The following is a 21430-nucleotide window of genomic DNA, read 5'->3' on the forward strand; positions in this document are numbered from 1 at the left end:
CGACCGACGGAGAGAATTCATGATCGGGCTCTGGGACACCACGGGCAACGAGGTGGTGAAGGCGCTCGCCGCCGAGCGGCGCAGCGCGGGCGGGGTGGCCAGCGGCATGGCGCTGTCCCTGATCGTGGTCGTGGACGAGAAGCGGGTCCGCGAGGCCGAGGCCGCCGCCACCATAGCGGCCGCGGCGCACCCGTGCCGGCTGCTCATGGTCGTGCGGTCCGATGTAGAGCGGGAGAACAGCCGCCTGGACGCCGAGATCGTGGTGGGCGGCCGGCTGGGCCCCTGCGAGGCGGTCGTCATGCGCATGCACGGCCGGCTGGCGTTGCACGCCGAGTCGGTGGTGCTCCCCCTGTTGGTGCCGGACGTGCCGGTGGTGACATGGTGGCACGGCGAGCCGCCGGAGCAGATCGCCACCGACTTCCTCGGCGTGGTCGCCGACCGCCGGATCACCGACGTCGCGCAGGGCCCCGACCCGATCGCCGCGCTGCGGCTGCGCGCCCAGGACTACGCGCCCGGCGACACCGACCTGGCGTGGACCCGGATCACCCCGTGGCGGACGCTGGTCGCCAGCGCGTTCGACACCGCCGAGGCGAAGATCGTCGGGGCGAAGGTCACGGCGCCCGCCTCGGACCCGACCGCCGCGCTGATGGCCGGGTGGCTCACCGCCCGGCTGGGCGTGCGGCCGGAGTGGGAGCCCACCAGCTACCGGCGGATGCGGGCGGTGGAGTTGCAGAGCGCCAACGGCGACGCGCTCTGCCTGACCCGCGACGACGACACCGCCACGTTCAGCCACACCGGGCACGGCGACCGCAAGCTGCCGCTGGTCCGCCGCCCGCTCGGCGAGGAACTGGCCGAGGAGTTGCGACGGCTGGACGCCGACGTCATCTACTCCAGCGCGCTGAGTGCGGCCACCGGCGTCCGCCGGCTGGACCGGCGGCCGCCCACCCGGGTCCACGTGTGGAAGGACCCGGCGGAGAAGCGCCTGGCCAACGGCGACAACGGCGCGCATGCCGGGCCCAAGGGGTCGGCGGCATGAGCGAGACCAGCGTGGTCGTCCACGCCGACAAGGACGTGCTGGCGCAGGCGGTGGCCGCCCGGTTCATCGTGCGCCTGATCGACGCCCAGGCCGGGCGGGGCACCGCCACCGCGGTGCTGACCGGCGGCCGGGTGGCCGGGGCCGTGTACCGGGCGGTCCGCGACCTGCCCGCCCGGGACGCGGTGGACTGGTCCAGGGTGGACCTGTGGTGGGGCGACGAGCGGTTCCTGCCCGCCGGCCACCCGGACCGCAACGAGACCCAGGCCCGCGAGGCGCTGCTGGACGCGCTGCCGCTGGATCCCGCCCGGGTGCACCCGATGCCCGCGTCCGACGGTCCGGACGGCGACGACGCCGAGGCGGCCGCCGCCCGCTACGCGGCGGAACTGGCCGCCGCGGCCCGCCCCGGCAACGCCACGCTCCCCCACCTCGACGTGCTGCTGCTCGGGGTCGGCGAGGACGGCCACGTCGCCTCGGTGTTCCCGGAGCACCCGGTGGCGTACGAGACCCGTCCGGTCAGCGCCGTGCGCGGCAGCCCGAAGCCGCCACCGGTCCGGATCACGTTGACGCTGCCGACGCTGAACACGGCGGAGGACGTCTGGCTGATCGTGACCGGCAAGGACAAGGCGGCGCCGGTCAGCATGGCACTGGAGGGCGCCGGACCGGTCCAGGTGCCGTGCGCGGGCGTGCACGGCGTGGACCACACGGTCTGGCTCCTGGACCGGGACGCCGCCGAGAACGTCCACCCCCGCTTCCGCAGCCTGCGGTAAATCGGCTGACGGGCGGTCCGGGCGCCGAGTAGCGTCCCGCCGGTGAGCACGATCGTCGAGGCGTTGGTCCCGGCGCGGCTCAGCACCGGGTACCGCTGGCTGCTGGCGTCCTCCTGGGTCACCAACCTCGGCGACGGGATCGCCGTCGCCGCCGGTCCGCTGCTGGTGGCCTCGCTGACCGACGACCCGTTTCTGATCTCGCTGGCGGCCCTGCTGCGCTGGGCGCCACCGCTGGCGTTCGGCCTGTCCGCCGGCGTCCTGTCCGACCGCCTGAACCGCCGCCGCATCATCGCGGTGGCCGACGGCAGCCGGGCGGTGGTGCTGACCCTGCTGGTCGTGGCGCTGCTCACCGGTTCGCTGTCGGTCGTCGTGGCGCTGCTCGGGCTCGGCGTCATCGCCACCGCCGAGGTGTTCGCCGACAACGCCGCCGGCACGCTCGCGCCCATGCTGGTGCACCGGGACGACCTGGCGCTCGCGAATTCCCGGCTGCAGACGGGCTTCATCACGCTGAACCAGTTGGCCGGCCCGCCGATCGGTGCGGCGATCTTCGCCGCCGGCCGGGCCTGGCCGTTCCTGACCGAGGCGGTGCTCACCGCGCTCGGCGTGCTGCTGATCTCCCGGGTCGTCCTGCCGCGGCACGGCCGCGACCCGCAGCGGCGGAGCAGCCTGCGCCGCGACATCGCCGAGGGCTTCCGCTGGACGGCCAACCACGCCGCGGTCCGCACCCTCGCGCTGACCATTCTGATCTTCAATGTCACGTTCGGCGCCGCCTGGTCCATCCTGGTCCTCTACGCCGCCGACCGGCTGCACATGGGCGCGGTCGGCTTCGGCCTGCTGACCACCGCCTCGGCGGTCGGCGGGCTGCTGGGCACCGCCCTCTACGGCCCCATCACCCGGCGGGTCAGCCTCGGCAACATCATGCGGGTGGGCCTCATCATCGAGACGCTCACCCACCTGGCCCTGGCCGTGGTCACCACGCCGTGGATCGCGCTGCTCGTCTTCTTCGTGTTCGGCGCCCACGCGTTCATCTGGGGTACGACCTCCATCACCATCCGCCAGCGCGCGGTACCGGCGGAGTTGCAGGGCCGGGTCGGCAGCGTCAACGTGGTCTGCGTGTACGGGGGCCTGGTGGTCGGGTCGGCGGTCGGCGGCGTGCTGGCGACCCGGTTCGGCGTGACCGCGCCGTTCTGGTTCGCCTTCGGCGGGTCGGCCCTGTTCGTCGTGCTGCTCTGGCGCCAGCTCACCAGCATCGCCCACGCCGACGCCGACCGACCGTCCCCCGCCACCGCCCCGGCCCCCGCCGCTTAGTACGGTACGGCAGCCGCCATGTGCCCCACCCTCGCGACCCGGGCCCCTTCGCTGTACACAAGTCGCCGTAGCATGACGGCGTTGTGCATCCGAGCTCTCGGTAGGGTGATTCGAGTCGGTCGGACGAGCGTGCGATAGGACGTCCGAACAGAGCCGTGCCCCGGGCGGCATGCTAGGCAGAGGCGGACCCGGGGCGTACGGCCCAAAGCTAGCACGAATCCCCCTCGGCGCCCAGTGGAAGACACCGATGAGCGCGCCGTTCTCCGCCTGGATGAGCAAGGCGTTGTCGCTACCACGACTGGACGCCTATGCCCGAGCAGCGAACGGAGACGCCCTGGCTGCCGAGCGTCTCTACTGGTGGAACGTCCAGATCTCGGGGGCATTCTACGGGCCGCTGCACTGCTTGGAGGTCGCACTCCGCAACGCGCTGCACGACGAACTTCGCTCGTCCTATGCCCGGGACGACTGGTGGACCGTGCTTAGCAACAACCGGCACTCGCAGTACGATCGGCGGCTCTGGGTGCCCTGCCTTCACCGGGCGTTTCCGCACTATCGGGGGCGGCGCCGAGACCTGTACGACAACTTGGAGACCATGCGGCTGTTCCGAAACCGGATCATGCACCATGAGCACCGGGGTTCTGAGATAGCCATGCCGGATCCTGACGAGCGCACCTTAATCAGCCGAGCCGAGGTGGCCCATCGGACATCCGCGAGAGGGAAGCGGCCCGGGAGGGCCGCCTCCCTCTCGCGTGCGCTAACGCGTCAGGTTGCCGGCATCATCGTGAAGTCGGCGACATCCTTGGGGGTCAGGCCGGGCTCGAACAGCCCGAGGCCCTGGAGCACCGAGATGACCTTCGCGATCCGGTCCTCGGAGACCGAGCCCATCGGGGCCTGCGAAGAGGTGACGTAGGGCGTCATGGACTTGATCTCGCCGAGCGCCGCCTGCTCCGAGGTCGCCGGCTGCTTGCTGTGCAGGATCTGCGCGGCCTCCTCCGGGTGGTCGATCGTGTACTGGAGTCCCTTGAGGATCGCCCCCCGGAACCGCTTCACCAGGTCCGGGTTAGAGTTGATCATGTTGGTGCTGGTGGCCAGCGCGTTGCCGAGCGGGTCACGCAGGTAGTTGCCGTACGGGATCACCGAGGTGGTTGGCGGCTTCTTCTGCGCGGTCGCCGCGGCCTTGATGGCCGGCTCGCCGATGAGGAACGTGGACAGCGCGTCGACCTTCCCTCCCACCAGGTTCGGCACGAGTTGGGGAATGGCGATGTTCTTGATGTCCACCGACTTCGGGTCCAGGTTCCCGAGCTGGGCGAACGCCGGGAAGAGCAGCTGGTTCACGCTGCCGGTGGCCATGCCGAGGGACTTGCCGGCCAGGTCGGACGGCTGCTTGATGCTCGGGTCCAGCGAGATGATCGAGACCAGCGTCTGCTGGTGGATCACCCCGATGAGCCGGAAGTCATCCGCCTTCTTCTTGCCGGCCGTGATGATCGCGCCGGTGCTGTCCAGCGAGACGAACTGGGCCTGACCGGCGGACAGGGCCTGCAGATTCTTGTCGACCGCCGAGCCGAGCTGGATGTCGACCTCGATGCCGGCCTCGGCGAAGTAGCCCTTCTCCTGCGCCACCCAGGCGTAGGCGTCGCGGCCGGCGGCGTTGAACGCGGTCAGGTAGACCACCTTGGTCGGCTGCCCGTCGCCGCCACCGTCGCCGCTGGCCGGCTTGTCACCGGAGCCGCAGCCGGCAAGAAGGAGGGAAAGCGCGGCAACCGCGACCAGAGTTCGCTTCACTTCGCACTCTCCCGGTTGTAGGGGAAGTCCTGCGCGTCCAAGAATCTCGATCCTTTCGAGAGGGGTTTAGCTCCCGTTCGGGGGTGGAGCAGAGCGGGGCGCAGCCAAGCAGTATCAATGGGTCGATGCGATCATATTCAATGCCTCCCGGGGCCCCGACGGACGGTGGGGGCCGTGGCCGACCGCATCACAACGCCGGATCGTATCCGCTCCTTGCGCTCTGGAACAGCCCAAAGCGCCCACAGATTACGTGACCGACCGCCATGGCCGCAGCCCCCACAAACCATGCCTAAAGCGCCGGGCCCAGGGCAGCCCGAAGCGCCCCGCGTATCCATGGTGGACGACGCGTGGGATCAGCGGTGGACGATCAGATCTCGCCCCGGCGCTGGCGCAGGCGGGCCAGGGCCTCCGCGAGGATCGCGGCCCCGTCGGCCTCGCTGCGCCGCTCCTTCACATACGCCAGGTGGGACTTGTACGGCTCGGCCCGGGCGGCGCCGGGCGGGTTCGCCGCGTCCCGGCCCGCAGGACGGCCGCATCGGGGGCAGTCCCAGGTGGCCGGCGGGGCGGCATCGGCCGCCATCAGGATCTCAACGGAGTGCCCGTTGCCGCACCAGTACGTGATCTCGGCGCGGGGGGCGGGTTCGCAGCGTTCGGTCGGGCGCATGGGCCCGGCGCCGACTCGGCTGCCTCGGATGGCGCTGCCACTTGCCACGGCGTGCTCGCTCCTGTCGCGGAGGGGTGCCGCCGCCGGGGGTCGGCTGGCGGCGCGCGGTGAAGCGGTGCCCGGAAAAGGCACTGCGCGCGACCGAAGTTGCCGGCCGCGCGCAGAGTCTACGACTTGTCGGGTGTGTCGGGTACTACCGGTCAGACCGCGCCGCTCGTGGCCAGCTTCAGCCAGAGACCCAGGCCCACGATGCAGGCAAACCAGACAATACCGACCAGAACGGTGTACCGGTCGAGGTTCTTCTCGGCCACCGACGAGCCGGCCAGACTGGACGTGACCCCGCCGCCGAACATGCTCGACAGGCCGCCACCCTTGCCGCGGTGTAGCAGGATCAGGAGGGTCAGCAGAAAGCTCGTGATGACGAGCAACACGATCAACGTGTACGCGAACGCGATCGACATGATCGGCTTATTCCCTTCGGGGGTCGAGCAACCGCGCCAAGGATAGCGGGTAACTAGCGGGCGATGTGCTCGGGGAATCGGCAGATGGACACGAACTCCTCCGCGTCCAGGCTGGCGCCCCCGATCAGCGCGCCGTCCACGTCCGGCTGGGCCATGATGCCGGCCGCATTGGCCGCCTTCACCGAGCCGCCGTACAGAATGCGCGTCTGCTCCGCCGTGGCGTCGCCGTACCTCTCCGCCAGCAGCGACCGCAGCGCCCCGCAGACCTCCTGGGCGTCCTGCGGGGTGGCCGTCTTGCCGGTGCCGATCGCCCAGACCGGCTCGTAGGCGACGACCACCTGCTGCACCTGCTCGGCCGACAGCTTGGCCAGCGCGGCGGAAAGCTGCTCCCGGCAGTGCGCCACGTGCCCGCCGGCCTCACGCACCTCCAGGCCCTCGCCGACACACAGAATCGGGGAGATCCCGTTCGCCAGCGCCGCCTTGACCTTCGCGTTGACCAACTCGTCGCTCTCGTCGTGGTACGCGCGCCGCTCCGAGTGCCCCACGACCACGTACTGGCAGCCCAGCTTCGCCAGCATCGCGCCGGAGATCTCCCCGGTGTACGCGCCGCTCGCGTGCGCCGAGACGTCCTGGGCGCCGTACCCGATCAGCAGCTTGTCCCCGTCGACCAGGGTCTGCACGCTGCGCAGGTCGGTGAACGGCGGCAACACCACCGCCTCGACGTCGGTGAGCTGCTGCTCGTTCAGGCTGAACGCCAGCTTCTGCACCAGGGCGATCGCCTCAAGGTGGTTGAGGTTCATCTTCCAGTTGCCCGCCATCAGGGGGCGGCGGGCCGGCTTGGGGGCAGCCATCTACTTCTCCAGAGCGGCGAGGCCGGGGAGGGTCTTGCCCTCCAGGTACTCCAGCGACGCGCCGCCGCCGGTCGAGATGTGCCCGAAGCCGGACTCGTCGATGCGAAGCGTCCGCACCGCCGCCGCGGAGTCGCCGCCGCCGACCACGGTGAAGCCGTCCACCTTGGTGATCGCCTCGGCCACGCCCCGGGTGCCGGCCGCGAACGGCGCCAGCTCGAACACGCCCATCGGGCCGTTCCAGAAGACCGTCTTCGCGGTGCTCACCGCCTCGGCGAAGGCGGCGGTGCTGGCCGGGCCGATGTCCAGGCCCAGCCGGTCGGCCGGGATCTGGTCCGCCGGCACCACGGCGTGCTCCGCGTCGGCGGCGAACTCGGTGGCCGCCACCACGTCGGTCGGCAGCAGGATGCGCTCCCCGCCCCGGGCGAGCAGCCCCCGGCAGGTGTCCACCATGTCCTCTTCCAGCAGGGACCTACCGACCTGGTACCCCTGCGCCTTGAGGAACGTGAAGCACATGCCGCCGCCGATGACGAGCCGGTCCACCTTGGGCAGCAGGGACTCGATCACCGCCAGCTTGTCGGAGACCTTCGCCCCGCCGAGCACCACCACATAGGGCGGCTGCGGGGACTCGGTGACCCGCCTGAGCACCTCGACCTCGCGCAGCACCAGGCCGCCGGCGTAGTGCGGCAGCCGGGCCGGCACGTCGTAGACGCTCGCGTGCTTGCGGTGCACCGCGCCGAACGCGTCGTCCACGTACACGTCCGCGAAGGCCGCCAACTGGTCGGCGAACCCGCCCCGCTCGGCGTCGTCCTTGCTGGTCTCCCCCGGGTTGAACCGCAGGTTCTCCAGCAGCAGCACGTCGCCGGGGTTGAGCGCGGCCACCTCGGCGCGGGCCGCGTCGCCGACCGTGTCGGCCGCGAACCGCACCGGCCCGCCGAGCAGCTCGCCCGTGCGGGCGGCGACCGGCGCCAGCGTGTACTTCGGGTCCGGCGCGCCCTTGGGGCGGCCGAGGTGCGACATCACGATCACGGCCGCCCCGGCGTCGCGCAGCGCGCGCAGGGTCGGCAGCACGGCCCGGATCCGGCCGTCGTCGGAGATCACGCCCGGGTTGCTCTTGTCGAACGGGACGTTGAGGTCGGCGCGCACCAGCACACGCCGACCCCGGACGCCCTCGCCGAGCAATTCGTCGAGGGTGCGCATCAGATGCTGGAACCCACCAGCTTGACCAGGTCCACGAGGCGGTTCGAGTAGCCCCACTCGTTGTCGTACCAGCCCAGCACCTTCACCATCCGGTCGCCGATCTTCTTGGTCAGCGGCGCGTCGAAGATGCAGGACGCCGGGTCGGTGACGATGTCGGCCGACACGATCGGGTCCTCGCTGTAGGTCAGGTACCCGCGCAGCGGGCCCTCCGCGGCCGCCTTCACCGCCGCGTTGACCTCCTCCACGCTGGCCTCGCGGGACAGCGTGACGGTCAGGTCGGTGGCCGAGCCGGTCGGCACCGGCACCCGCAGCGCGTACCCGTCCAGCTTGCCCTTCAGCTCCGGCAGCACCAGGCCGATCGCCTTCGCGGCGCCGGTCGAGGTGGGCACGATGTTCAGCGCGGCGGCGCGGGCCCGGCGCAGATCCTTGTGCGGGCCGTCCTGCAGGTTCTGGTCCTGCGTGTACGCGTGGATCGTGGTCATCAGGCCGTGCTCGATGCCGAAGCCGTCGTTGAGCACCTTCGCCATCGGCGCCAGACAGTTCGTGGTGCACGAGGCGTTGGAGATGATCGTGTGCTTGGCCGGGTCGTACGACGACTCGTTCACGCCCATGACCAGCGTGACGTCCTCGTTCTTCGCCGGTGCCGAGATGATGACCTTCTTGGCGCCCGCGTCCACGTGCGCCCTGGCCTTGGCGGCGTCGGTGAAGAAGCCGGTGGACTCGATCACGACGTCGGCGCCCAGGTCGCCCCATGGCAGCTTGCCCGGGTCCCGCTCGGCGAGCGCCTTGAAGGTCTGCCCGCCGACGGTGATCTCGTCCGCGGTCGCCTTCACCTCCTGCGGCAGCCGGCCCAGGATGCTGTCGTACTTGAGCAGGTGCGCCAGCGTGGTGTTGTCGGTCAGATCGTTCACCCCGACCAACTGGACGTCCGCCCCCGAGGCGAGCACCGCCCGGAAGAAGTTGCGGCCGATGCGGCCGAAGCCGTTGATGCCAACCCGGATGGTCACGAGTTCCATCTCCTCGTACTTGGCCGACCCGGACGGTCGGCCGCCGATATGTGTGGGCCGCCGCGCCGCGGTCGGCCGCGGCGTGACGTCCGCTTGCCGGCACCGTCGCCGTACGTCTCGACCCTACTGGAGCAACCCGCGCCCCGCTGCGCCGGGGCGCTCAGCAGGTCAGCATCTCCGGTGTGACGGCCGCCTCAGTGTCCGGGATCCCGAGATCGCGGGCCCGCTTGTCGGCCAGGGCCAGCAGCCGGCGGATCCGCCCGGCGATCGCGTCCTTGGTCAGCGGCGGGTCGGCCAGCGCGCCGAGCTCCTCCAGGGACGCCTGGCGGTGCTCCAGGCGCAGGTGCCCGGCGGAGGTGAGGTGGTTCGGCGCCTCGTCGGCCAGGATCTCCAGCGCCCGGGTGACCCGCGCCGCCGCGGCCACCGCGGCCCGCGCGGAGCGGCGCAGGTTCGCGTCGTCGAAGTTGGCCAGCCGGTTGGCCGTGGCCCGCACCTCGCGGCGCACCCGCCGCTCCTCCCAGGACAGCACGCCGTTGTGCGCGCCCACCCGGGTCAGCAGCGCGGCGATCGCGTCGCCGTCCTTGACCACCACCCGGTCCACGCCCCGCACCTCCCGGGCCTTGGCGGTCAGGCCGATCCGGCGGGCCGCGCCGACCAGCGCCAGCGCGGACTCCGGACCCGGACAGGTGATTTCCATCGCACAGGAGCGGCCCGGCTCGGTCAGCGAGCCGTGCGCCATGAACGCGCCCCGCCACGCCGCCACCGCGCAGCACACGTTCGCCGCGACCACGTGCGGCGGCAGGCCCCGGACCGGGCGGCCGCGCACGTCCAGCAGGCCGGTCTGCCGGGCCAGCGCCTCGCCGTCCTTGACCACCCGCACGATGAAGTGGCTGCCCTTGCGCAGCCCACCCGAGGCCAGCACGTGGATCTCGCTGGGGTACCCGTACACCTCGGACACCTCGCGGCGCAGTCGCCGGGCGACCGCGCCGGTGTCCAGTTCGGCCTCCACGACCACCCGACCGGAGACGATGTGCAGCCCGCCGGCGAACCGCAGCAGCGCCGCCATCTCCGACCGGCGGCAGCAGGGCTTGGCCACATCCACCCGGCTCAGCTCGTCCTTGACCGTCCCGGTCATCGCCATCGTCTGATCACCTCGGAGCCGTCTGCTGTCGTCGTACGTGCTTAACGAGCGGAGCCCAGGACGGGCACCAGCGCCGCACCGAGCGCGACCGGATCGTGCCGGTGCGAGCCGTCGTCGGCACCCACCGAGGCCAATACCAGTCGCGCACCCAGCGATTCTGCCGCACGGGCGACCGGTTCGGGGTCGCCTACCGCTTTCCCGTCCGCGATCACGTCGTCCAGCCGCAGGCCCGGAAGGTACCAGCGGAGCGCGGCGAGATGGTCCGCGAGGGACAGGCCAAGCGTCTCGCTCTCCTCCGCCAGGTTCAGGGTGACCAGCCGCCGGGCCGGGCTGGCCACGATCGCGGCCGCCAGGTCCGGCACCAGCAGGTGCGGTATGACGCTGGTGTACCAGCTTCCCGGGCCGAACACCAGCCAGTCGGCGGTGGCGACCGCGGCGAGCGCCTGCGCGCAGGCGGCCGGGGCCGGGGGCGTGAGCCGCACCTGCTCCACCCGCCCCGGCGTGACGGCCACGTTGTGCTGGCCACGCACGGTCACCACTTCGGCGGGGCGGGTCGGGTCGGCGCCCCGCACGTCCGCCTCGATCGCCAGCGGCTCGGTGGACATCGGCAGCACCCGGCCCACCGCGTTCACCATCCGCCCGGCGTGCTCCAGCGCGCACACCGGGTCCCCGTACAGCTCCATGAGACCCACCAGGACCAGATTCCCCACGGCGTGCCCGACCAGCGGATCCGAGTCGCAGCCGGTGTACCGGTGCTGGAACAGTTCGGCGGTGCGGGCGCTGACCTCGTCGGTACCGGCCAGGGCGGCCAGGGCCTGGCGCAGGTCCCCCGGGGGCAGCGCCTCCCGGTGCTGCCGCAGCCGCCCGCTCGACCCGCCGTCGTCACCGACCGTCACCACCGCGGTGATCTCCAGGTCGAGATCCACCGCCGCCCGGCGCAGCGCCCGCAACCCCGCCGACAGTCCCTTGCCGCCGCCGAACGCCGTGATCCTCACTCGCGCCCCAGATCCCGGTGCTGTGCCGAGGCGGCCAGCCGCTGCTCGCGCAGCACCCGGGCCAGTTCCTCGGCGATCGCCACGCTGCGGTGTTTACCGCCGGTACAGCCGACAGCCACGGTCAGGTACCGTTTGCCCTCCCGCTCGAACCCGGACGCGGTCGCGCCGATCATCCCGGCGTACCCGGCCACGAACTCGTGCGCGCCCGGCTGCCCGAGCACGTAGTCGCTGACCCCGGCCTCCCGGCCGGTGTGCTCCCGTAACTCCGGCACCCAGTACGGATTCGGCAGGAACCGGGCATCGCAGACGAAGTCGGCATCCGGCGGCAGCCCGTACTTGAAGCCGAACGACAGCACGGTGATCCGCAGCCGGCGGGCGTCCTCGCCGCCGAACAGCTCCTCCACCCGGGAGCGCAGCTGGTTCACGTTCAGATGGGTGGTGTCGATCAGCACGTCGGCCTGCTCCCGCGCCTCGGCGAGCAACTTGCGCTCGGCGGCGATCCCGTCGGCGAGCCGGCCATCCCCCTGCAACGGGTGCGACCGGCGGACGCTCTCGAACCGGCGGATCAGCACCTCGTCGTCGGCGTCCACGAACACCACGCGCGGGTGGAAACCGCGCTCCCGCAGCGCCCCCACCGCGCCGGACAGGTCCGTGGAGAACGCGCGGCTGCGCACATCCAGCACCATCGCGGTACGCCGGGCCGCGCCGCCCGCCTGCCCGGCCAGCTCGGCCATGTCCACCATCAGCGCCTGCGGCAGGTTGTCCACCACGTAGTAGCCGACGTTCTCCAGGGCGCGGGCCACCGTGCTGCGCCCGCCACCCGACACACCGGTGACGATCACCAGATCGACGCCGGAGCGGGCGGCCACCGCGTCCGGCACCGAACTGGCCTCGTCCGGCGAGGACCGGTGCCCGTGCGAGGTGCTCTCGGGTTCCACGACGCTGCCCTTCCTGCGGTGATCGGAGAGATCCTAGGGGGTGGAATCGGCCCCGGCCCCGGTTTGTTCCCCACCGTCCCGCTGGAGCGCGGCGACGATCGCCTCCGCGGTGCGCCGGCCGATCCCCGGCACCGTAGCGATCTCCTCCGCACTGGCCGCGGAGAGCCGCTTCACCGAGCCGAAGTGCCGCAGCAGGGCCTTGCGCCGCACCTCCCCCAGGCCGGCGATCGAATCCAGGCCGGATACGATCATCCGCTTCGAGCGCCGCTGCCGGTGGTATGTGATGGCGAAGCGGTGCGCCTCGTCCCGCACCCGTTGCAGCAGGTAGAGCCCCTCGGAAGCGCGCGGCAGGATGACCGGGAAGTCCGCCGAGCCATCCTCCTGGCCGGGCAGCCAGACCTCCTCCAGGCGCTTGGCCAGCCCGCACACCGCGATCTCCGTGATGCCCAGCTCCGCCAGGACCGCGCCGGCCGCGTTCACCTGCGGCTGGCCGCCGTCCACCACGACGAGCTGCGGCGGGTACGCGAACCTGCGCGGCCGGCCGGTCGTCGGGTCGATGCCGGGGCGGTCCGGGTCCGCCGCCGTCTCCTCCCCGATCTCGCCGCTCTCGGCGCGCGCCTCCAGGTACCGGGAGAACCGGCGGCGCAGCACCTCGGAGATGGCCGACACGTCGTCCGTGGCACCGCGGATCGCGAACCGCCGGTACTCGCCCTTGCGCGGCAGCCCGTCCTCGAACACGACCATGCTGGCGACCACGTCGGTGCCCTGGATCTGGGAGATGTCGTAGCACTCGATCCGCAGCGGCGCGGTGTCCATCCCCAGCGCCTCCTCGATCTCCTCGAGGGCCTTGCCGCGGGTGGTCAGGTCACCCGCCCGGCGCAGCTTGTGCCGGGCCAGCGCCTCGGTGGCGTTGCGGGCCACCGTCTCCAGCAGGGCCCGCTTGTCCCCCCTTTGGGGAATTCGCAGCGCCACCCGGCCGCCCCGGCGCTCGCTCAGCCATGCGGCGAGCGCCTCCGAATCCGCCGGGAGCTCCGGCACCAGCAACTCCTTCGGCACGTCCCCCTCGCCGGAGGCGCCGCCGTACACCTGGGAGCAGAAGTGGTGCACCAGGTCGCCGGTGGTCAGCTCCTCGACCTTCTCCACCACCCAGCCGCGCTGGCCCCGGACCCGCCCGCCGCGCACGTGGAAGACCTGCACCGCGGCCTCCAGCGGGTCCTCGGCGAAGGCCACCACGTCCGCGTCGGTGCCGTCGCCGAACACCACGGCCTGCTTCTCCATCGCCCGGCGCAGCGCCACGACGTCGTCCCGCAGCCGGGCCGCGCGCTCGAACTCCAGCGCCTCGGACGCCTCGCGCATCTCCCGCTCCAGCTTGCGGACCATCGTGTCGGTCCGCCCGGCCATGAACGCGCAGAAGTCGTCGACGATCGCCCGGTGCTCCTCGGCGCTGACCGAACCCACGCACGGCGCGGAGCACTTGCCGATGTATCCCAGCAGGCAGGGCCGGCCGATCTGGCCCGCCCGCTTGAACACCCCCGCCGAGCAGGTGCGCGCCGGGAAGACGCGCAGCAGCAGGTCGAGCGTCTCGCGGATCGCCCAGGCGTGCGAGTACGGCCCGAAGTACCGCACGCCCTTGCGCTTGGCCCCGCGCATCACCTGCAGGCGCGGGTACTGCTCGTCCAGCGTCACCGCCAGGTACGGATAGGACTTGTCGTCCCGGTACTTGACGTTGAACCGGGGGTCGTACTCCTTGATCCAGAGGTACTCGAGTTGGAGGGCCTCGACCTCGCTGCCCACCGTCACCCAGTCCACCGAGGCGGCGGTGGTGACCATCTGCTGGGTGCGCTGGTGCAGGTTGACCAGGTCGCCGAAGTACGAACTCAGCCGGCTGCGCAGGCTCTTCGCCTTGCCGACATAGATGACCCGACCGGTCGGGTCGCGGAACCGGTAGACCCCTGGCGCCTCCGGGATGGTGCCCGCCGGCGGGCGGTAGGTAGAGGGGTCAGCCACCCCGCAAGCCTAGTCCGCCCGTCCGACGGTTCCGGGCCGGGCCGCGCGCCCGCGCGGCGGCTAGGCGAGCGTGATCTCGCCGTTCTTCACGTTGACCTTCTTCTTCGCCAGGGCCTTGGTGGCCGGTCCCTTCAGCGGCTCACCGGTCTCGATCGAGAACTTGCTGCCGTGGCAGGCGCAGTTGATCACGCCGTCCGCGACGCTGGTCAACGGGCAGCCCTGGTGCGTGCAGGTGGAGTCGAAGGCCAGGAACTCGCCCTCCTTGGGCTGGGTCACCACGACGCTGGTGGCGGTGAAGATCGCGCCACTGCCGACCTTCACGTCGGCGGCCTTGCCGACCGGGACCGCGCCGTCGCCGCCGGTCGGTGCCCCGGTACCGCTCTGCGCGGGGCCGGTGGGCGGCGCGGTGCCGGGTTCCGCGCTGTTGTCGGTGCCGCACGCCGCGAGCAGCGCGGTCACGCCCACCGCGCCGGTGCCCGTCAGCAGGGCCCGGCGGGTGGCGCCGCCCGCTTCGGGCGTCGCGGACCGCGTTGGCGTCGAATCGGCATCGGTCATGGGAGTCGTCTCCTCGTTGGTCGTCACTCGCTGTTGTCGTGCCACTGCGAAGCGGGGTGTTTGCCCGGATATCGGCCCCTATGCAGTAGACACGGACGCCAGCGGGGAACAGTTCAGCTCAACGAGAGAGTAATCAGAACGGATCATCCCCTCAGGGACGGCCGCTGGGTATCCCCTCCGGCCGGCGGCGCAGCGGCACGTCCATCCCGATCTCGGGCTCCGGCCACGGCGGCAGCGCCGGCGCCGGTTCGAGCAGCAGCTCGTGCAGCTCCGCCGAGCAGGCCGCGACCTCCTTGAGGTGGGCGTTGTGGCCGAACGAGCGGGGCCGCGGGATGTCCACCCGCAGCACCTGGCGCAGCCGCCCCGGCCGCGGGCTGAGCACCGCCACCCGGTCGCCGAGCAGCACCGCCTCCTGGATGGAGTGGGTGACGAACACGATCGTCGTGGCCAACTCCATGTGCACCCGCTGGAGCTGGACCGCCAACTCCTCGCGGGTGAGCGCGTCCAGGGCGGAGAACGGCTCATCCATCAGCATCACCTTCGGGCGCTGGATCAGCGCCCGGCACAGCGCCACCCGCTGCTGCATGCCGCCGGACAGCTCGTGCGGCAGCCGGCGCTCAAAGCCGGCCAGGCCCACCATGTCCAGCAACTGGTGGGCCCGCTCCCGGTGCTCGGCACCGCGCCAGCGGAACACCTCCACCGGCAGCATCACGTTGTCCAGCACCGTGCGCCACGGCAGCAGCGCCGGCCGCTGAAACACCATCGCGATGTCCCGCCGGGGGCGCCGCACCGGCTCGCCGGCCACCCGCACCTCGCCGGCCGAGACCGGCAGCAGCCCGGCCACCAGCCGCAGCAGCGTCGACTTGCCGCAGCCGGAACGGCCGATCACCGCCAGGAACTCGCCGGCGGCGACCGTCAGGTCGATGGCGCGCAGCGCCTCCACCGCACCGTGCCGGCCGGCGAAGGTACGGGACACTCCGGAGATCTCAATCATCTGGGTCGCTCCCGGGTACGGGTGCCGCCGCAGCCAGCGTACGGGCAGCGGCGATGCCGAGTCGATGGGTTCGTGGCCGGGGACCGCTGTGCCGCCATCTCAGCCCGCGATCTGCCGGGCCCACGGCAGCAGCAGCCGCTCGACCAGCGTCACCGCGTAGAACAGCAGCACGCCGAGCAGCGAGAGCACCACGATCGCGGCGAACGCGAGCGCCGTGTCGAAGGACGCGCCGGCCAGCGTGACGACCGAGCCCAGGCCACTGTTCGGGTTCTGTAGTTCGGCGACCGCCTCGCCGATGACGGCCAGCGTGATGGCGAGCTTGAGCCCCACGAACATGTGCGGCAACGCCCACGGCAGGCGCACCTTCAGGTACGCCTGCCACCACGAGGCGGTCAGCGACCGGGCCAGTTCGCCCAGATCGGACGGGGTGGCGGCCAGACCGGCCATGGTGGACACCAGCACCGGCAGCGTGCTGATCGACACCACCATCACGATGTTGAACCTCGGGCCGAAGCCCAGCCAGACCATCAGCAGCGGGGCGAGCGACACCTTCGGCACCGCGTTGAGTGCCAGGAACAGCGGCATGACCGCCCGCTCCAGCGGCCGCGACCAGGACAGCAGCAGCGCGACCGAGAGGCCGAAGGCGGCCGCGATGGCGAAGCCGATCAGCAGCCGGTACAGCGTGTCCCAGGCGGTGTGGGCGAGGTAGTCGCCCTGCTCGCCGAAGACCTGGGCCACCGCGAGCGGCGACGGCAGGAAGATCGGCCGGATCTGGAACAGCGCCACGGCACCCCACCAGACCACGAGCGCCGCGACGATGCCGAGCGCCGGCAGGCCGACGGAAGAGTACCGGGCGCGGGCGGCGCCGCCCGACCGCCCTCGGCGGGCCAGCGGCTCGCCGGACGGCGCCGGTCTGGTAGCGACGCTCATGCCGCTGCGTCGGCCGGTCGCCGGCCGATCGTCGAGAACATGAACTGTGCGCGCACCACCATCCGCGGGTCGTGGGCCAGCCGCTCCAACCGCTCCAGCCGCTCGTCGTCCCAGCCCTCGGCAAGGAACCCGTCCCGCATCTGCGCCACGTTCGCGAGCGTCAGCAGGGCGCCCGGGCTGCCGCCCGGCCACGCCCGGGACGAGATCTCGGTCTGGACGTCCACCAGCCCGGCCGCGGTGAACAGGCCGTGCAACTGGCCGCCCCAGGTCTCCTCGTTGCCGCCGGCGACGAGCAGCCGGCGCAGCGTGAGCTGGTACTGCTCCCACAGGTCGGCCGACTCCCGGTCCGGCGCGTCGAGCACCCACCGGTCGTACGACGTGTCCCAGTCCTCCACGACCAGCGCGCCACCGGGGGCGAGAGCGGCGGCCAGCCGGCGCAGCACCCCCCGCCGGTCGTCGAGGTGGATCAGCACGAGCCGGGCGTGGATCAGGTCCCACGGTCCCTGCGGCACCGGCTCGGCGAGCAGGTCGTGGGCGAGCACCTCGTACCCGCCATCGGCGGTCAGGTGCCGCGGCTTCAGGTCGGTCGCCAGCACCCGCCCGGTCGGTCCGACCCGCGCCGCGAGCCATCGCGCCACGCTGCCGCCACCGGCGCCGACCTCCAGGCACCGCCGGCCGGTCAGGTCGCCGAGCGAGGACAGCCGGTCGAAGGTGACCCCGTCCAGAATGGCGGGCAGGTGGTTGTGCCGGTCGACGGCCGCGGCGTCGTCGTTGTCGAACGCGTACGAGGTCGCGGAAAGGCTCATGGTCGGCTGCTCCCCTGTCGGTCGGGCACGGCGGCGCGAGCGCGCCGCCGTGGGTGTGTCACTGCCGCGGCGGCGTCAACCGGCCAGCCGCCAGCGGTCACCGCTGGCGACGAGCGTGGTCAGCGCCTGCGGCATCAGGCCGGAGTGGTTGGCCGCGGTCATCCGGATGGGCCCGCTCAACCCCTCCAACTGCGCGGACTCGAGCGCCTCGCGCAGCGCCTCCCGGTCGCCGGGGCTCACCCGGTCGGCCGCGTCCACCACCAGTTGGACGGCGTCCGCGGCGAAGGACGCGAACGCGGAGTAGGTGCCGTACCGGGACGCGTAGTCGCGGAACCACGCCTTGCGGGCGGCCTTGGCCGGCGAGGTGGCGATGATGTCGTCGCTGACCAGCGTCGGCGTGAACACCATCAGCGCGCCGGTCACCGCGGAGGCGTTCGGCCCGGTGATGAACAGGTCGTCCGCGGCGGCCGCGTCGAAGAAGATCTGGCCGTGGTACCGCGCGTCCCGCAGGGCCCGGCTCACCTGGTCCGGCAGCGGGGCCAGGGCGATCACGATCACCGCGTCCGGCTTGGAGTCGGCCACCCGGTGGGCCAGCTCGCCGAGGGCCACGTCGTCGTCCCGCAGCGACTCGGAGTCCGTGATATCGATCTTGGCCTTCGCCAGCTCGGTCTCCAGCGCCGCCCGCATCTCGGTGCCGTAACCGTCCTTCGTGGTCAGCAGCGCCACCGACGTGGCCCGCGCCCGCTTCAGCTCGGCGGCCATCAGGGGCGCGTCGTCGGACGCGTTGGGCGCCAGCTTGAACACGTACCGGCGCTGTTCGGCCGGGGCGACGACGGCGCTGGACAGGGCCAGCGAGATGGTCGGCAGCTTCGCCTGGTTCACCGTAGACGAGACGGACGTGACGCACTCCGCGCAGGCGCCCATGATCAGCGCCGAGACGGACCCGTCGGCCGCCAGCGAGGCCACATTGGACGCCGAGGTGTTCTGGTCGGAGCGGTTGTCCCGCACCTCCAGGCGCACCTTGCGCCCGCCGAGCAGGTTCTGCCGGTTCACCTGATCGATCTTGAGTTCCAGCGCGCGCCGGTAGGCCACGCCGAGCGTGGCGCCCGCGCCGGACAGTTCGAGGTCGGCGCCGATGACGATGTCCGGGCCGCCGCCGGAGGCGCCGCCGCCGCCCACCGAGTCGCAGCCGGCCGTGCCGGCGAGGGCGGTGAGCAGCGCGACCGCGCTGGCGACCGCGGCGCGGTACGTCTTCAACTTCTCCTCCGGGGTGGGTACGGATGGACCGTGGCGCCTGACGCCGGCCCTAACGCGCGGGACTGCCGGGAAAGTGACCGGGCGGGGCCCGCCCGCGGTGCGGCAGGGGCCGAGACCGTCACATCGGACTTGTCCGCTGTGGCGCACCCACCTTGCCAAGGGAGTGGGCACCGGTCAAGGCCGCCTATTCCCCGATCTCCCGTTCCGACGGCCGCGCGGTGTAACCCTCGGAAACCCGAACAAGAAGATCATTGCTATACGACAAAGGTCAGGCTTTTTCGACGCCTCGCGTTATGCCTGCTCATACCCCGTGAATTCGATTTCCGTCATGCCCGACGGGCCAACGGTTTCGTGCCGCGTGACCTTTTTCTGCAACCCTGAGGCTTCCTTCCGGGCCCACGGCATGGTGGAATCCCCGTCGTGCCTCACGGCGCCCCCTCGCCCTGCCCCTTGGACGGCGAGGCGCTGCAGACCGCCGGCACCCGTGGACGGAGGACGCACGTTGACCGGTCGGATCCCGTCGCTTACCAGAGCGACGTCAAAGGCCGCACGGCACAATGACCGTGGCCTGCGGCCCTGGCTGCGCGATGCCAGCCTCGGGTCCAAACTCGCATTTGTGCTGGTCATTCCGTTGTTGGCGGTTGCCGGCCTGGCCACGGCGCGACTGGTGGACAGCGGACAGCGCGCCGGCGACGCCGGACTGGTACGTTCGCTGGCCACCCTTTCCTCGAAGGCCTCGGCGCTCTCCCACGAACTGCACCGGGAGCGAATGGCCGCGGCCGACCTGCTCGGCGGCGGCAGCGCGGGGCGCGACCCCAAGCCGTTCAACCAGCAGGTGCAGCGCACCGACTCGGCGGTGACCGCCTACACCGCCCAGCGCGCCAAACTGGGCAGCATCCCGGACCTGGTGCGCGAGCGCGTGACCCGGCTGGACCAGGAGATCACCACGCTCGGCACGCTGCGCCAGGAGGTGCTCGAGGGCAAGGGCATCGGCGCCGCCGAGTCGGTGCTGCGGTACGGCGTGGTCATCGACGAACTGGTGTCCTACCAGGAGTCCGTCGGCCAGATCGCCGGCGACAACGACCTGGCCGAGACCATGCGCGCCGTGGCCGCGCTCAGCAAGACCAAGGCGGAGCTGAGCCGGGCCCAGGCCGTGGCGGTGGTGAGCCTGCGCGCCGGCCAACTCGACGACGAGGACCTCGCGGCGTTCCTGGCCGCGCTCACCGGCCAGCAGGAGGCGCTGCTCCAGTTCAACCTCGCCGCCTCCCCCGAGCAGCGCCGGCTGGTCGAGGGCACGGTCGCCGGCGACGCGCTGGTCCTGGCGGACCAGGCCGAGACGAAGATCCGCCGCTCGGCGAACAAGACCCCGCTGATCACGTCGCAGGACGCGTCCCAGGCCCTCGGCGCGGTCGTCGACCTGGTCCGGTGGGTCCAGCAGCGGCTGGACGACGCCCTCGTGCAGCACGCCAGCGACCTGCGCGACTCGGTGCTGCGCCAGGTCGTCATCGAGTCCGCCGCGGTGCTGCTGCTGCTCGCACTGGCCATCACGCTCGCGCTGCTGCTGGCCCGCAGCCTGGTCCGGTCGCTGAGCCGGCTGCGCGAGGGCGCGCTGACCGTGGCCAACCGGGACCTGCCGGAGACCGTGGCCCGGCTCGGCAACCCCGACGCGCTCGGCGAACACACCCCCGAGCAGATCGCCGCTCAGGTGCGCGACCCGATCCAGCTGCACGGCCGGGACGAAATCGGCCAGGTGGCGCAGGCGTTCAACGTCGTGCACCGGGAGGCGGTCCGGGTCGCCGCCGAGCAGGCCGCCCTGAACACCAGCGTCTCCGCCATGTTCCTCAACCTGGCCCGGCGCAGCCAGTCGCTGGTGGACCGGATGATCGAGCAGCTGGACGACATCGAGCGCGGCGAGGAGGACCCGCAACGGCTGTCCCGGCTGTTCGCCCTGGACCACCTGGCCACCCGGATGCGCCGCAACGACGAGAACCTGCTCGTCCTGGCCGGCGCCGACTCCAGCCCGCCGCGCGACGAGGACGCCCTCGTCGTGGACGTGCTGCGCGCCGCACAGTCCGAAGTGGAGCAGTACGCGCGGATCGAGTTCGGCACCGTCGACACCGACGTGGCCGTGGTCCCCGCGGCCGTCAACGATGTCGTGCGGCTGATCGCCGAGCTGTTCGACAACGCCACCCGGTTCTCCCCGCCCACCGCCGCGGTGGTCGCCGAGGCGCGCCGGGTCGGCGACCACGTCATCATCCAGATCGAGGACCGCGGCCTGGGCATGCCGGCCGACCAGGTCGGCCGGCTCAACGCCCGGCTGGCCGAGCCGCCGGCCGTGGACATCACCGCGTTCCGGATGATGGGCCTGGCCGTGGTGGGCCGGCTCGCCGCCCGCCACCGCATCCGGGTGGAGCTGCGCTGCGAACCGGGCATGGGCACCATGGCGTACGTCACGCTGCCCACCCCGCTGCTGGTCCTGCCCCGCTCGCGGATGCGCGACGGCGCCCCGCTGCGCCCCCGCCCGCCGGTCGCCGAGCTCAGCGCCGGCCCGCGCCGGGAGCTGGGTAGCCAGCCCGCGCAACCGCTGCTGGCCCCGGCGGCCAGCGCCTTCGGCGGCGGCCCCGCGCTGGGCTCCTTCTCCGGGTTCGGCAACGCGACCGTGGCGCACGGCTCGAACGGCAGCGGCACCGCCCGGGACGCGATGGCCCCGGCCGCGTCGTCCGCCCCCCCGCTG

Annotated in this window: 19 protein-coding genes; 4 read left to right on the plus strand and 15 right to left on the minus strand. The window is 72.1% G+C overall.

Features of this window, described 5'->3' with window-relative positions; translation table 11 throughout:
• Positions 1-19: 19 nt before the first annotated feature.
• Genes KJS59_RS27915 through KJS59_RS27925 form a run of 3 tightly spaced genes read left to right on the plus strand, consistent with a single transcriptional unit; the run spans position 20 to position 3111 of the window.
• Entirely contained in the window at positions 20-1036 is a 1017-nt protein-coding gene (locus tag KJS59_RS27915) for a glucose-6-phosphate dehydrogenase assembly protein OpcA (RefSeq protein ID WP_213456464.1), read from the plus strand.
• Complete coding sequence (gene pgl / locus KJS59_RS27920) at positions 1033-1803, plus strand: 6-phosphogluconolactonase (RefSeq protein ID WP_213456466.1); 771 nt, start codon at positions 1033-1035, stop codon at positions 1801-1803. The genes KJS59_RS27915 and pgl overlap by 4 nt, the downstream gene beginning before the upstream one ends.
• 42 nt (positions 1804-1845) lie before the next feature.
• Positions 1846-3111: an MFS transporter gene (locus KJS59_RS27925; protein WP_213456468.1), complete on the plus strand. Its 1266-nt coding sequence runs from the start codon at positions 1846-1848 to the stop codon at positions 3109-3111.
• Between the two features lie 762 nt (positions 3112-3873).
• Here the strand turns inward: KJS59_RS27925 and KJS59_RS27930 are convergent.
• The 15 genes from KJS59_RS27930 to KJS59_RS28000 all read right to left on the minus strand — a co-directional run bounded on the left by KJS59_RS27930 (position 3874) and on the right by KJS59_RS28000 (position 18696).
• The gene (locus tag KJS59_RS27930; RefSeq protein ID WP_213456470.1) at positions 3874-4893 is read right to left on the minus strand and encodes an ABC transporter substrate-binding protein; all 1020 of its coding nucleotides are present in this window, start codon (positions 4891-4893) and stop codon (positions 3874-3876) included.
• A gap of 367 nt (positions 4894-5260) precedes the next feature.
• Positions 5261-5605 carry an RNA polymerase-binding protein RbpA gene (locus KJS59_RS27935; RefSeq protein WP_213456472.1) on the minus strand — a complete coding sequence of 115 codons (345 nt, stop codon included), beginning with the start codon at positions 5603-5605 and terminating at the stop codon, positions 5261-5263.
• Between the two features lie 152 nt (positions 5606-5757).
• The gene (gene secG / locus KJS59_RS27940; protein WP_213456475.1) at positions 5758-6018 is read right to left on the minus strand and encodes a preprotein translocase subunit SecG; all 261 of its coding nucleotides are present in this window, start codon (positions 6016-6018) and stop codon (positions 5758-5760) included.
• 53 nt (positions 6019-6071) lie between these two features.
• Positions 6072-6869 (minus strand): triose-phosphate isomerase, encoded by a 798-nt coding sequence (gene tpiA / locus KJS59_RS27945; protein WP_213456477.1) that lies wholly within the window; start codon positions 6867-6869, stop codon positions 6072-6074.
• A complete protein-coding gene (locus KJS59_RS27950) occupies positions 6870-8066 on the minus strand; it encodes a phosphoglycerate kinase (RefSeq protein WP_213456480.1) in 1197 nt (398 codons plus the stop codon).
• Positions 8066-9073, minus strand: a complete 1008-nt coding sequence (gap, locus tag KJS59_RS27955) for a type I glyceraldehyde-3-phosphate dehydrogenase (protein WP_213456482.1) — start codon at positions 9071-9073, stop codon at positions 8066-8068. Before gap ends, KJS59_RS27950 begins: the two co-directional genes overlap by 1 nt.
• A gap of 160 nt (positions 9074-9233) precedes the next feature.
• On the minus strand, positions 9234-10214 hold the full coding sequence (gene whiA, locus KJS59_RS27960; RefSeq protein ID WP_213456484.1) for a DNA-binding protein WhiA: 981 nt from the start codon (positions 10212-10214) through the stop codon (positions 9234-9236).
• A 41-nt stretch (positions 10215-10255) separates the two neighbouring features.
• Positions 10256-11209 carry a gluconeogenesis factor YvcK family protein gene (locus KJS59_RS27965; protein ID WP_249715002.1) on the minus strand — a complete coding sequence of 318 codons (954 nt, stop codon included), beginning with the start codon at positions 11207-11209 and terminating at the stop codon, positions 10256-10258.
• A complete protein-coding gene (rapZ, locus tag KJS59_RS27970) occupies positions 11206-12090 on the minus strand; it encodes an RNase adapter RapZ (RefSeq protein ID WP_213456504.1) in 885 nt (294 codons plus the stop codon). The genes KJS59_RS27965 and rapZ overlap by 4 nt, the downstream gene beginning before the upstream one ends.
• A gap of 90 nt (positions 12091-12180) precedes the next feature.
• The gene (uvrC, locus tag KJS59_RS27975; protein WP_213456486.1) at positions 12181-14154 is read right to left on the minus strand and encodes an excinuclease ABC subunit UvrC; all 1974 of its coding nucleotides are present in this window, start codon (positions 14152-14154) and stop codon (positions 12181-12183) included.
• A 60-nt stretch (positions 14155-14214) separates the two neighbouring features.
• Complete coding sequence (locus KJS59_RS27980) at positions 14215-14709, minus strand: Rieske (2Fe-2S) protein (RefSeq protein ID WP_213456488.1); 495 nt, start codon at positions 14707-14709, stop codon at positions 14215-14217.
• A 151-nt stretch (positions 14710-14860) separates the two neighbouring features.
• Entirely contained in the window at positions 14861-15703 is an 843-nt protein-coding gene (locus tag KJS59_RS27985) for an ABC transporter ATP-binding protein (protein ID WP_213456490.1), read from the minus strand.
• 99 nt (positions 15704-15802) lie between these two features.
• Positions 15803-16633 (minus strand): ABC transporter permease, encoded by an 831-nt coding sequence (locus KJS59_RS27990; RefSeq protein WP_213456492.1) that lies wholly within the window; start codon positions 16631-16633, stop codon positions 15803-15805.
• Complete coding sequence (locus KJS59_RS27995; protein ID WP_213456494.1) at positions 16630-17439, minus strand: methyltransferase domain-containing protein; 810 nt, start codon at positions 17437-17439, stop codon at positions 16630-16632. Before KJS59_RS27995 ends, KJS59_RS27990 begins: the two co-directional genes overlap by 4 nt.
• 75 nt (positions 17440-17514) lie before the next feature.
• Positions 17515-18696: an ABC transporter substrate-binding protein gene (locus tag KJS59_RS28000; protein WP_249715004.1), complete on the minus strand. Its 1182-nt coding sequence runs from the start codon at positions 18694-18696 to the stop codon at positions 17515-17517.
• 616 nt (positions 18697-19312) lie between these two features.
• Here KJS59_RS28000 and KJS59_RS28005 point away from each other — a divergent pair.
• Positions 19313-21430: sensor histidine kinase (locus KJS59_RS28005; protein ID WP_213456496.1), on the plus strand; the 2118-nt coding region annotated here is incomplete at its 3' end.

The sequence above is a fragment of the Rhizomonospora bruguierae genome (assembly GCF_018397995.1).
Taxonomy (GTDB): Bacteria; Actinomycetota; Actinomycetes; order Mycobacteriales; family Micromonosporaceae; genus Rhizomonospora; species Rhizomonospora bruguierae.